The sequence below is a fragment of the Lysinibacillus sp. RS10 genome (assembly GCF_041956855.1).
GTDB lineage: Bacteria > Bacillota > Bacilli > Bacillales_A > Planococcaceae > Lysinibacillus > Lysinibacillus xylanilyticus_A.
Window position 1 is genome coordinate 2,348,405 of sequence record NZ_CP167122.1, and the last position, 12,903, is coordinate 2,361,307.

Here is a 12,903-nt window from a genome sequence, read left to right on the forward strand (position 1 = left end):
AGTAAAAAAAAATTGCAATTGCTTTTTTCCGATACAACATTTTTTTGCGAAGTCTGCCACAATAATATTTTTGGAAAAGAATTCTATGTGATTTTTATGTTTTACATTTAGCTTTCTGTTTTTTATTCAACGCCGCCTAAAAGTTAGTAGATATTAATTTACAAATTTAAAATTAAAAGTGCTCTATAATTAATTTATCAGAGCACTTTTATATCTTAATAATTTTTGAAAAATAGAAACCAGAAACTTGAATTTACTTTCTTTCAAATAATCAATTTCCCTTTTTAATTTACAATAAATCTAACTATCCTCAGCCCTATTGTAATTTACATTCAACATCTAAGAATTTCTTGATTTACTGTTGTTTACTAAATTCATATTAGTTCAGCGTAATAATTTTACTATATCTAATAGTTGGACCAATTCCTCATCTAGTTCTGCTTTAATACTCTCTTTCTTTTCAAATGGAATTCGAAATGTCATAGTTGGCTTATGTGAATGTAGTTGAACATTTTCAGCAAACCGTTTCTATTTGTAACCAATGCTGATATTCTAAATCGCTAAATAAATAAACATTTCGTTTTAATTTATTACTAAAAGATTCCCACCTGTTGTTGCCATATCTTTTACTAGCAGAAGTAATCAATGGTTTATACAAAAATATCACCCTTCCACGTAAACTGAATTTCCCGAAAAGTATCTGTATGGATATTCTTGTCTCTAAATTTAGACAAGAATGTCCAGACATATTTTTAAAAAATGCTATTATACCAGTTATCCTGTAGAATATTTAATGTATGGACATTCTTGTCCTTTTACAATAATGTATATTGTACACTTACGAGAACTTCGGGTCTGTTATTACATGAACCTCGGGTCACCCCATTTTTGTACTAAACATCTCGAATTCATTACAAGAACTTCAGATCTTTAAATTGCTAAACCACAATGAAAAGCAGCAAAATTATTTTTAACTCTTGCTGCTTTTCATTGTGGTTTCTATACAGGCTGTTTTTATTATCGAACTTTATGTTGTTCTGAGAGTAAATTAGGTATTGTTTTCATATTATTTAGTGAAAATATTTGCTTTGCTGCTTCTATGTACAAGGACAACTAGTTGATACACATTTACAAAAATACACGAGAATATCATCGATTACACTTATAAACTAGACAAAAATGATATTGCATTACTAGATCTATTCCAAACAATTTTAGCTGATATGGATTATGCAGAATTCAACGATAAAAAATTAAATAAGGTGAGATTTTTTTATCAAACTTTATTACAAATTATCAATCTTTATTATAAATGATCAAACTTTTTTATAAATCTACATTCTGAATCAAGTGGGCTTCAATTTCCACTAATAAAATGTCAACCTTTGTAAAATACAATTCCACCCAATTTAAAAAAAGTGGCATGACAAGATTCACGTCATACCACTTTTCATTTGCTCTTCTGAATCAAATATATCTTCACTCCTTAATAAAATGTCACTGAAAACTAAGGGAGATCAAAAAAACAAGGTCTAAATCAGGACGCAAACCACAAATTCTCAAATGAAAGTATAATGGGATTTTGCCTTTTAATAACACAAAAATCCCCGAATAGGTCCACTATTCGGGGTTCCGTTCATAGTAAGGTTCACCGTGATAATTTAATAGGTAAAAATCACGTGATTTTTATACATACAAACTGGCGTATAGGAGTATTCAGCATACTATCATTTAATAATCTATACTCGATTTAGTTCCACAAAATTTTCTTTAGAATAGATAATTTCACCATCGATCATAGTTTTTTCTACTTTTAAATCTTTAATTTGGTCTGGGCTGACATTTAAAATGCTGTCATTAAGGACTACTAAATCGGCTAACTTACCAACCTCGATACTCCCTTTTATATCTTCTTCAAAACTCGCATAAGCACCATTCCATGTATATAGTTTTATAGCCTCCATAACACTTATGCATTGACTGGAACCAATATCCATACCCGAATGGCTTTTTCTATTAACAGCAACATGAATTCCTAATAAAGGGTTAATCTCAGTAACTGGCGCATCTGATCCACCTGCTGCTATGATCCCCTGATCAATATAATCACGGGCAGCGTACATATGTTGAACGCGATCACCGTAATGCCTTACATAAATCTCTCCGAATTCATACGGAAATGGAGGATTTGGAATCGGTATAATTCCAAGTTTTTTCATTCTTTCTTGTAAATCTGGCGATGAGATTCCCGCATGCTCAATTCGATGGCGATGGTTTGTTCTTGGTGATTCCTCAATCGCCTTTTCCACACAATTTAAATACATTTCAATGGCTTTATCACCTTGTGCATGTACAGTGAGTTGATATCCTTTTTTATGTGCTTCTCCTAAAACTTCGTAAATTTCTTCCTCACTTTGATATAGAATGCCATAATTGTTTGGGTCACTGTCGTATGGCTTACGGGTCGCAATGGTAGGCCCAGTGCTACTTCCATCTGTAAACATTTTTGCCGGTCCTACTTTAAATCTTTCATCTCCCGTACCAGTTACTACACCAGATTCCATCATTTTATGGACAAATTCTTGGGAGTTATTTATCTGACATATCATTGCATATACTCTGACGCGAATATCCCTGCTTTTCACAGCCTGTTGCAGTATGCGGAAACTATCAGGTCCTTGTCCTCCAGCATCATGTACACTTGTTAAGCCCGAAGCAATGAAATGATCTGAAGCAATTTTTACAGCCTGTCTTTGTTCATCTTCTGTATGTCTTGCAACATCGCTCATTTCCATATTTGCTGCTTCAATTAATTTTCCTGTCAATTTCCCTTCAAGATCTCTTTCAATAACTCCCCCGTCAGGATCTGGTGTATTTTCGTTTATTTGCGCTAGTTCAAGTGCTTTACTATTTAAAACACTGATATGGTTACAAGTACGCGATATCATAATTGGATGTTCTACTGAAATTGAATTCAGTTCATCGATTGTTGGATACCTCATTTCCTTTACAGCGGTTTCATTGAATCCAAAAGCACGTATCCATTCACCCTTAGGCGTCTCTAAGGATTTCTTTTTCAAATCATCTAATAAAACCTCAATGGAATCGATATGCTCAGCTTTACAATTTATCGCCAACTGATTCAATCCATAATACGTTAAGTGAATATGAGAATCTATAAATCCAGGAAGAAGTGTTTTTCCTTGCAAATCGATGACACTCGTTTTTTCTCCTATAAAACTATTAACCTCACTATTTAAACCTACAAAGATAATGCGATTATCTTTAACAGCTACAGCCTCTGTTACTGTATTCTTTTGATCTACTGTGATTACTTCTCCATTAATAAATACAACTTCAGCTTCCACTTTTGTTTCTCCCATAGTACACCTCCAATATTTATTTCAAATCAATTTCTTGGTTTAATATAAAATTCTTTTTTACAAGGACAGGACAATCCCATTCACAGACAAGATCTTTAGCTAAAGAAACTACCCATCCCTTCGTAAGATGATATTTTTTTTCGTCAACGGTAATGAACACTTCTCCATCTGTTACATAGAAAACCTCTTGTTCGTCTAGGTGCCACATTCCTTTATCCGTTTCACCTAGCCATGGTTCCCACGTATCAACACGTAGTTGTTTAGCTTCTTCCTCTGTTACTTCTTTCGCAAAAAACATTTTTAACATCCCTCTTTCGTTTGATAGATTAGCAGAGTTCTATAAACTTAGCTTATTCGTATTCATTTCATTTAAATATTTGAATTCTTTATTCGCACTCATACCATTTAAATATTTAAATTCTTTTCTTATAAAATAAAGGGCGATGAGTACACCAGGTATTTCTGCAACAGGGGCTGAGTACCAAACACCTTCAACACCCCAGAATTTCGGAAGTATAAACATTAACGGGATCATAAACACTAGCATTTTACTTGCTACAATAAATGTTGCCGTCCAGTTTCGCTCCTGTGCTTCGTAATAGCCAGAAATAAGCGTATTAATCGCGTTAAATGTAAACAATAAATTAAAGACGATAGTTGTCCAAACACCTAGTTGATGTAATTCTGGATCTCCGCTGGCGAAAAACGCCACGATTGGATCCGCAAAAATGATAAGCATAGTAGTAGAAATTACAAAGAATATTGTCGTAAAAATGAGTCCGAACTTGATGGCCTCTTTAACACGATCATAATTACCAGCCCCGTAATTATAACTAATGATTGGTTGAAGTCCTGTCATTCCACCGAGCGCTGCTAAGGCAAGCAGGTTTGTAATATAGCCGTTTTGAATAGTGAAAGCGGCTACGTGCAACCCACCACCGTGTTCTTGAAGTAAATTATTCGTGAATATTATGGCAAAAAACATCATAACTAGACCCGAGAAAGAGGCAAATCCCGTCCAAGCCACTTCACCGATTTTTTTGAGTTGAATCTTAATATCTTTCATTTTTGGCTTCAGTTTTGTTTTACCAAACCAAAAATATAATATTAGTAGGGCAGGAATTGATTGAGCAATTGTGTTGCCCCATGATGACCCCATCATTCCCATGTCAAGTTTCGTAACCATTACCCATTCTACAACTACGGCAACAACAGCAGCCACTAACCAACTGTTCATGGATAATATAGGTTTTTCATCGATAGTAGTTAAAATACTAAGTACAACAGCTAATATCGTTAATGGCAGTGAAATCCATAATAGGCGGCTGTATTCTATCGCATAAGGAAGAGACTCACTGCTCGCACCAAATAATAGCATCAATTCTTTTTCAAAGATCAATCCTAATACAGCTATCAAAGTAGAGACGAATAGTGTGAACCATAGGGTTTGACCCATTATTGATCTACCTTCTTCTACCTTCCCTTTACCTAGTCGGAGAGAAATAACTGCTCCTGCTCCTACTCCAAAAAGAATCCCTACCATACGAGTAATAACCATGACTGTGAAACCAATTCCGATCCCTTCAATTTCTAAAACTGAAAAATAGCCGACGAAATGACCATCAATAAGGGCAAAAACCCCCAGAATCAAGTTAGCCATGATCCCCGCTAAAGCAAACCGAAAATACAGTGAAGGAATACTTTTTGTTCCTAGTATTGAATCCTTCTCCAAGTTATTTAATACTTCTCCATGATCTTTCTTTAGAGAAGGGCGATTTTCTTTATCCCCCATAGGCATATCCCCCTATATATTCAATTTTAATAGCAAGTTAACTCTAATTTTCATACCAACCTACAGGCTTAGCTTTCTGATGAATATTAATCTGCTTCAATTCCATAAAGTGTTCTAGTCCAGCAACACCCAATGATCTGCCAATTCCACTTTGCTTATACCCTCCCCAAGGGCTATCAATATAAGCTAAGTGATAACTATTTATCCAAGTAATTCCTGCCCGCAATTTACTAACCACACGTCTTGCGCGATCCATATCTTCCGTAAATACAGCAGCCGCTAATCCATAAATGGAATCATTCGCTTTTTGGACGGCCTCTTCCTCATCTTTAAATTTCTCTACTACAAGAACTGGACCAAAAATTTCCTCCTTAACAATACGCATGTTCGAATTTACATCTGCAAAGATCGTTGGAGCGACAAAAAATCCTTTATCAAGCCCATTTTCCGTTATGCGATTACCACCGCATACTAATCTTGCGCCTTCTTCAATTCCAACTTTAATGTATTGTAAAACCTCATTCATATGGGACTCACTTGTAAGTGCCCCCATTTCAATGACCTCACTTTCCCCATTGCCAATTACAATTTTGTTTGCACGTTCTGCCAATCTCTCTACAAACCTACCATAAATAGTCTCATGTACTAGTAAACGTGAAGCGGCTGTACAAACTTGACCCGCATTGTGGAATATGCCGAACATTGCATTTTCGACTGCCGTTTCAAAATCCACATCATTAAATACTATCAGTGGTGATTTCCCCCCCAGCTCAAGCGTGACATTTTTCATATTGCCAGCAGCAGCTCGCAATATGCTTTGTCCCGCTGTTGTTCCGCCGGTAAGGGTTACCTGGTCAACTTCAAAACTCTCAGCAAGCTCGTTCCCCATTTTGGATCCAGGTCCTAAAATCAAATTGGCCACACCTGCTGGAAGACCGACCTCTTCGAAAATTTCAAATAATTTGTATGCGCTTACAGGAGTGACTTCAGCAGGCTTAAGTACAACTGTATTTCCTGCAGCAAGGGCCGGAGCAATAGACTGAGCAGCTATCATAAGTGGAAAATTCCATGGGACAATTAAACCACAAACACCGATCGGCTCCTGAGTAATAATCGTTTCCGAAGAATCCTCGCGGTTATAGGATTTCTCTTTAATAAGTTTGATCTGGTCTCCATAATAGCGGAAGATTTGAATAGTAGCGGGAATATCCACATTTGTCGTTGCACGGATAACCTTACCGTTATTTTCCGTTTCCAAGAGTGCTATTTCTGCCGCCTTTTCTTCAAGACGATCTGCTATCTTATAAAGATAATTCGCTCTTTCATCTGCTGATAAATTTGACCAGATGCCACTATCAAACGCTACACGAGCTGCCTTGATTGCCAATTTTGTATCTTCTACTGTTCCACTAGCAGCCGAAGCCATTACCTCTCCAGTTGCTGGATTTAAAATGTCTTTTCTTCCACCTGATAACGATTCTCTCCATTGCCCATCAATAAACATATCAATTTTCATTTGTATCTCTCCCTTATCTAATTTTATCTAGCACTTTGAATCCGATATGTGCGAGGTTTACCAACATCGTTTTTTGATTATAAAATGGGATTGTTTTTAAACGTTCCTTTTCAAAACGATATCCTCCTGCATCTCCCGTAACAATCCATTGAGCCAATAACTTACCGAACAAAGTGCTAAGCGAAGCTCCATGTCCAGAATAACCTGTTGCAAAATAGGCACCTTCTTTAGATCTACCTATAACCGGGAAAGTATCCATAGTTACTCCAATAAATCCACCCCATTGGTATTCGATCTTGCTTCCAGCCAATTTTGGCATAGTTGTAACCATAGCATTATAAACACTCTGGTAGACGCTATCTCCTAAGTTGGGTCGGATATCCCCCCCTCCAAAAATCATTCGATTATCAGGTGTACGACGGAAATAGTATAAAAAATTGCTTGTATCGAAAACCATACGATCTTTAGGAATAACGGCATTTAACAGTGCTTCCGGAAGCTCTTCTGTAGCAATAATACGTGCTGAAATAGGGAGTACACCTTTGTTTAACTCATTTACGATTTTCCCGGAGTATCCATCTGTAGCCACAATAATATCCCTCGCAATAACAACCCCATTTGCTGTTACAACTTTCACACTTGATTGGTCATATTCAATTGATAGCGCTTTCGAAAACTCAAAGATTTTTGCACCAACTGATTTAGCGGCTTCTGCCAAACCAATTGCATAGTTCAACGGATGGAATGAGTAGCTTGAATTGTCAACTAAGCAACCATGATAAATTGGAGAATCAATCTCTTCATGTAACTGACTTTTATCAAGTACACTTGATTCATATCCGAAATTTTTATTTAAGTATTCGCTTTCAGCTTTCAATCCTTCAAAATGTTTCGCCTTGAAAGCTGTTACAATATGACCTGTCCTTCTAAAATCACAGTTAATTTGATGCTCTTCTATAATTTCTTTTACTAGCTCAACACTAAGTAATGAAAGATTATTTAGTTGTTCCGCCTCGACAGACCCATATTTTTTAGAAAGTTCCTGCATTGTTGGTTTATAGCCTGGTAAGACCATTCCACCGTTACGACCGCTAGCACCATATCCAATCGATTCTTGTTCAAGCACAATAACGCTTCGCCCTAATTTTTGTAAATGATACGCAGAAGAAAGACCTGTAAATCCTGCGCCAATAATAACGACATCTGCCTCTTGATTTCCTTCAAGAGAATTCTCTTTTTTATAGCTGTTTTCAGTCGCTTTCCACAATGAAAGCGTATCCATTCGATCCATTTTATTCATATAGTAATTCTCCTTTGTTGACTAATATGTTAAAATTACCCTAACAATATTCTGATTATTTAAACTTATTAGAGCTATCATAATATTTGGAGCTGACTCAAGGTCAATAGTTTTTTTTTCACTTTTTAGACACATTTCAAAAAAAAGTGGAGTAACTCCACTTTTTTACTGGGGGGAATCTATGAAAATCGGCACATTTGCAAAGATTTACAATGTTTCAATCGATACTGTTCGTTATTACATCGAACTTGGTTTGTTACTTCCAGACAAAAAAAACACTCAATATCAAATGAATCAATCGAGCCACGATGATATGATTTTTATTGCTAAGCTAAAAAAGCTCCATTTTTCACTGCTAGAAATACAACAAATTCTATCGTATCAGCGTGTTACAAATTTCATGGACCCTGAAGATCTCGTCTACTACAATACCTTGCTAATCGATAAAAAGGACCAGTTAATCCAGAAAAAAGACGAGTTATCAAAGGCAATCCAACTAATTGATAAATCGATTCACACTAAAAATTCTGCGTCCGAAAAGGAATATTTAAAAGGTGTCCCGCTATCCTTTGTAAATATTCTCTATTGTCCAAAGTGCCACATCCCACTTGAAATGAAAGATGTGTCGATTATTGATAATTCCATTCAAAAAGGTTATTTAACTTGTACTTGTGATTACGAAGCAGTTATTGAAGAAGGTATTATCATCACCGCTAACTTGTATGAGATTTCTCCATACCCGTCCTATTTTTACGACATACAAACAATTAAAGAGATGAATCACGGAATGATAAATTTGTTTGAAAAAAGTAACTTTTGGTTTCAAAAAACACTGCAAAATATAGATTTGAAAAACAAATTAATTGTGGAAACCAACATCGATGCTTTTGTGACACTACCCAAATATAGTGATAATTTTGACTTGAGTGCATCCTATGTATTCAGTGGCTACTCACTTGAGATGCTCAAGAAGGTTAGAAAAAGGATTGAATGTATCAATCCTTTACTTAACGTACTTTATATTTTGAATTCCGATTTAAACCTGCCATTAAAACCACTTAGTATCGATGTTTTTGTGGACAGTTTTACAACCAATGATTTTTCATTACTCAATCCACAGTTTCCTATACCTATTCTAAAAGACCGTTTCCACAGCGATTCAATTATCGTTGGGGGCTACTCTTATTACGAAAGTTCGTCCAATTCATTGAAAAATATTTCATCCATATATCCAGATTCTCACCAACACATTTTATATCCAAATTACATAGAGGAGAATTTATTAGTCAATGACTTTCAACTAACACAAAGCGATCATATCGGTTATTGTACAGATCCTGGACCTTTTTTTGATTATCATGTTAAGGATGAAAAGTTCCACATGTTAATGTATTTAGCCCGTTCGGTAACGTAGAAGATTAAAAGGACACATCTCGCCCATTTTAGAGCGAAATGATGTCCTTTCTTCCTTTCTTATCTACTAAAAAAAGTCCTAAAATGACTAGTTTACTCATGCCCAGACTTTTAGTAGAAGGTGTGTTGTATTTAGCGCATACTTTTAAATAATACAAAATCCTATTGCATTCTTCTCCACTTTCACAAGGTGATTACATGCCATGCGTAAGGAGCAATACTTTGTTCAATTCGCATTTTACTACCTCAGGATACTGATATGTACGCTGTAATTGATTAGCTTTTAGATTCTTAAGTAAATATATCCAGCGTTCAAGTAGACAATCTTTTTTTTCAAACAATACGACTTTATTTCAAAGACACAACGATCTTACTACACGCTTTTTATTTATCCTACACTCTCATCTGCTAGTACTACTATTTTTTATTACCAAATTAGCCGTTTCACTCGGATGGTTAAGAGGAAAATGATGACCATATGGAACAAAATCAACCTTACCCAGATGCGAAGGAGCAGAATAGCCTCTGTCATAATCCCCCCAAATAATGCGAAGATTATACTTTGTTACTTCATTGAAATCACCTTGAACGTTTTTCAATAGTAAACTGTTAAGCTGAACCGTAGTATTTAAAATTCTAGGAGAAGTAAAACTGTTACTTATTTTTTCAATATAATGTTCAGGGATGCTCTCCGTACTTTCAAATAAACCATTACTTACTAAATAACGCTCGATCAAATTAGTAGTTGCCAATTTCAATGTCCATTTGTTCATAAATTGAGGAACATTTATCGATTTAGCATTTTTTTTAGCAACAGGTGGCTGAAGTAAAGTAATTGTATACTTCTCATCGATATACTTTTGTACTAATGCTTCCAAAAGAATATACGCACCAAATGAATGGCCAATTAGATGGGCACCATTAGTAGCTTTCTCCAATAACTTATTCAATACATTCAAATAGATATTTAAAAGATTTTTCTCTCGTTTAAAAGGAGAACGTCCCAAACCTGGAAGGTCCATGATCCATACAGGTCGACCCGTTTTTTCATGAAGCTCTTTCCCTAAAGGAAATAAATCCTCTCCATCACTTAATAAACCATGTAATAAAATAAACGGTTTTCCCTCTCCTTGTGATTGGTAAATGGTAGTATTATTACATAATGTTCGTTTAAATAAATGACTGTGCTGGCCATTATAATACATCATGCGATAATCCAGATCAGCTATTACAGCTGGGAAAAATTTCATTACATTTGTCTCCTTAAACCAATCTTCTCCCATAATCTTCTTCACTGAACCATTTGAAAATGTTCGATTTGTAATAAAGTTTAGCCCATCAGCAGGAATTTGGGTTATTTTGCTTACGCCACTATTCATAAGTGCTTTCATAAATGGCATTGGGGCAGAAATTTTAGGTGCAGTCATATTCATACTTTCAGACATAGCATCCAATAATTCTGAAATATTCTGATCATGTTGTTTATCTTCAACAAGTGTATATGTTTGTATAGTTGGTTGCTCCAATCTGAAAACCTGCACAATAAACTTTGCTAGTTCATCGTTTGCAATAAGTGGTAATCTATATTCCTTACCTCCAGGGATCACTGGCATGAGCCCTTTTCGCATACTCCTCACAAGCAAGCCTAAGCCTCCTGTTTGCTCCGTACTCCCTGTTTTACTACTACCAACTACAGTTGGTGGATTAATTACTGAAAGCGGATAACCTACTGTGGATGCCTGTTGACGGATATAAAGATCTGCTAAAAACTTTGTTCTCTCATATGGATTTTTTATTTTCAAATAATTGTTTCCTTCTTTAAACACATCTATCGCAATCTTGCTATTTTTATCATCAAAGGGACTCATATAGCCTACAACATGAATAAATTGCTGCAATCCCTTCAATTGATGAATATTTTTAGCGAATTCACTAATATGTTGGGCACCATTCAAAAATACGGAAGCTGCCTCTTTGCTTGTCGCTTGAATATCCATGGGGCCTCCTGCATGAATAATCACATCCGTTTTCAATACCAACTCCTTATCTTCAGCACTTAGACCTAAGTCTATTTTCGTCAAATCACCTTCAATAAAGTGCATAACTGCCTCTTTTAAGATGCCTCTTTCTTGATAAATGCGTGTTGCTTTACTTTTCGATCTCACTAATAGAAGAATTGTAACATGCTCTTTGGCCAATTCCTTCACTAATTGCTTTCCAATAAAACCTGTTCCACCAGTTAAAAATACTGTTCTCATATAAATCCTCCTTTTAGTACTATTCAGTACTAATTTGATGTAAAAAAAATGCTTCTTTTATCGAAGCAAGTTAAAAAAATGATCTGCTGTTTTCATGATTACAGTTGCATCCTTCAGTGTTTCTGAAATAAATAGCGCTCCTTCAAGATTTGTAATAAAAAGAGATGCAACCTCGTCAATATTAATTGTCCTTCTAAATTCACCATTCTCTACCCCTTGTTTAAGTAATAGAGAAACTTTCGTTTGTAATCCTATAAAAAAAAGACCTATTCTTTCTTTTACTTTTGTGGCATTTGTAGGGCTTTGAATATAAAGCGTTATAAATGGACAGCTCCCCTTATATTCTCTCGTCTGAACTCCTTGTGATAATTGCTTTAAAAACAGTTGGATACGATCTTCAACTAATAATTGGTTTTGAGATAGTATGCCATCAATTGCAGATTGATACATTTCAATCCAATAATCAACGACCCCTTCCAACAATTCTTCCTTATTAGAGAAGTGATAATACACATTAGACTTTGAAACTTTGCTTACACGAACTAATTCATCCATGCTTGTATAAGCAAACCCTTTTTCTAAAAATAATGTTGCAGCTACTTCAATCACACGTTTTTGATTCATTAGTTTTACCTTTGTCATAATTAGTACTGTACAGTACTACAATAAGTGTTGCAAGTATTTTTGTTAGTTTAATAAAAAAATTAATCAAAAAGGCTATACTTTAATTGATTTTACTGCTAAAAATGAATCTCATTTTGAACAAAGTTGAACTGAACCCCAAAACTGTTTTGGATGGCTTGCCATTTTTCACATGTGTTTTAACGCTAGGTTCATATATTTTTGAAAGAAAACAAATATGTTTTTTTGGAAGATACATACGAATTTATTTTTGTAGTTACTAAATTGTTTAGAGGAGATGCTTTTATGCCCATTTCAGTACAGCATATTCGACATGCTACATCAATTATCTCAATAAATGGAAAATGATTACTGATTGATCCGATGTTGAGTGAAGCTGGTAAACTTTCACCAGTCCCTTTCACTAGAAATTATCGCAGAAATCCATTGACTTCATTGACTGTTTCACTTCACATTTTCGAAGATGTAGATGCTATCCTTCTAACACATCCCTACCCGCTTCACGTTGCATCACTTACGGCATACTATCCACTTTTCTTAGCCGTTAAGTGCTTAGAAAAGTGGATAGTATTGTTTATAAAATTGTTTATTGGATTCGT

General features: G+C 35.2%; 8 protein-coding genes. 1 reads left to right on the top strand and 7 read right to left on the bottom strand.

What is annotated here, in order from left to right; all coding sequences use genetic code 11:
- Positions 1 to 1,739: 1,739 nt before the first annotated feature.
- The 5 genes from ACB089_RS12035 to ACB089_RS12055 are packed head-to-tail and all read right to left on the bottom strand — an operon-like array spanning position 1,740 to position 7,991.
- A complete protein-coding gene (locus ACB089_RS12035; RefSeq protein ID WP_374967553.1) occupies positions 1,740 to 3,368 on the bottom strand; it encodes an amidohydrolase in 1,629 nt (542 codons plus the stop codon).
- A 31-nt stretch (positions 3,369 to 3,399) separates the two neighbouring features.
- A complete protein-coding gene (locus tag ACB089_RS12040) occupies positions 3,400 to 3,681 on the bottom strand; it encodes a cupin domain-containing protein (protein WP_374966608.1) in 282 nt (93 codons plus the stop codon).
- Between the two features lie 39 nt (positions 3,682 to 3,720).
- On the bottom strand, positions 3,721 to 5,175 hold the full coding sequence (locus ACB089_RS12045; protein ID WP_374966609.1) for an MATE family efflux transporter: 1,455 nt from the start codon (positions 5,173 to 5,175) through the stop codon (positions 3,721 to 3,723).
- A 43-nt stretch (positions 5,176 to 5,218) separates the two neighbouring features.
- Positions 5,219 to 6,691, bottom strand: coding sequence for an aldehyde dehydrogenase family protein (locus tag ACB089_RS12050; protein WP_374966610.1), 1,473 nt, complete (start codon positions 6,689 to 6,691; stop codon positions 5,219 to 5,221).
- A gap of 13 nt (positions 6,692 to 6,704) precedes the next feature.
- The gene (locus ACB089_RS12055; protein ID WP_374966611.1) at positions 6,705 to 7,991 is read right to left on the bottom strand and encodes an NAD(P)/FAD-dependent oxidoreductase; all 1,287 of its coding nucleotides are present in this window, start codon (positions 7,989 to 7,991) and stop codon (positions 6,705 to 6,707) included.
- Between the two features lie 181 nt (positions 7,992 to 8,172).
- Between ACB089_RS12055 and ACB089_RS12060 the strand changes: the two genes are divergently transcribed.
- The gene (locus tag ACB089_RS12060; RefSeq protein WP_374966612.1) at positions 8,173 to 9,405 is read left to right on the top strand and encodes a MerR family transcriptional regulator; all 1,233 of its coding nucleotides are present in this window, start codon (positions 8,173 to 8,175) and stop codon (positions 9,403 to 9,405) included.
- Positions 9,406 to 9,805: 400 nt separating this feature from the next.
- Here the strand turns inward: ACB089_RS12060 and ACB089_RS12065 are convergent, their stop codons facing one another.
- Both ACB089_RS12065 and ACB089_RS12070 read right to left on the bottom strand, forming a co-directional pair.
- Positions 9,806 to 11,662: an alpha/beta fold hydrolase gene (locus ACB089_RS12065; RefSeq protein ID WP_374966613.1), complete on the bottom strand. Its 1,857-nt coding sequence runs from the start codon at positions 11,660 to 11,662 to the stop codon at positions 9,806 to 9,808.
- 57 nt (positions 11,663 to 11,719) lie between these two features.
- Positions 11,720 to 12,286, bottom strand: coding sequence for a TetR/AcrR family transcriptional regulator (locus ACB089_RS12070; protein WP_374966614.1), 567 nt, complete (start codon positions 12,284 to 12,286; stop codon positions 11,720 to 11,722).
- Positions 12,287 to 12,903: the final 617 nt, after the last annotated feature.

What these genes read in the sequence shown, in the direction of transcription:
- ACB089_RS12055 (WP_374966611.1), bottom strand. Translation starts at nt 7,991, where the DNA reads ATGAATAAAATGGATCGAATGGATACGCTTTCATTGTGGAAAGCGACT.
- ACB089_RS12070 (WP_374966614.1), bottom strand. Translation starts at nt 12,286, where the DNA reads ATGAATCAAAAACGTGTGATTGAAGTAGCTGCAACATTATTTTTAGAA.
- ACB089_RS12040 (WP_374966608.1), bottom strand. Translation starts at nt 3,681, where the DNA reads ATGTTTTTTGCGAAAGAAGTAACAGAGGAAGAAGCTAAACAACTACGT.
- ACB089_RS12050 (WP_374966610.1), bottom strand. Translation starts at nt 6,691, where the DNA reads ATGAAAATTGATATGTTTATTGATGGGCAATGGAGAGAATCGTTATCA.
- ACB089_RS12065 (WP_374966613.1), bottom strand. Translation starts at nt 11,662, where the DNA reads ATGAGAACAGTATTTTTAACTGGTGGAACAGGTTTTATTGGAAAGCAA.
- ACB089_RS12060 (WP_374966612.1), top strand. Translation starts at nt 8,173, where the DNA reads ATGAAAATCGGCACATTTGCAAAGATTTACAATGTTTCAATCGATACT.
- ACB089_RS12045 (WP_374966609.1), bottom strand. Translation starts at nt 5,175, where the DNA reads ATGGGGGATAAAGAAAATCGCCCTTCTCTAAAGAAAGATCATGGAGAA.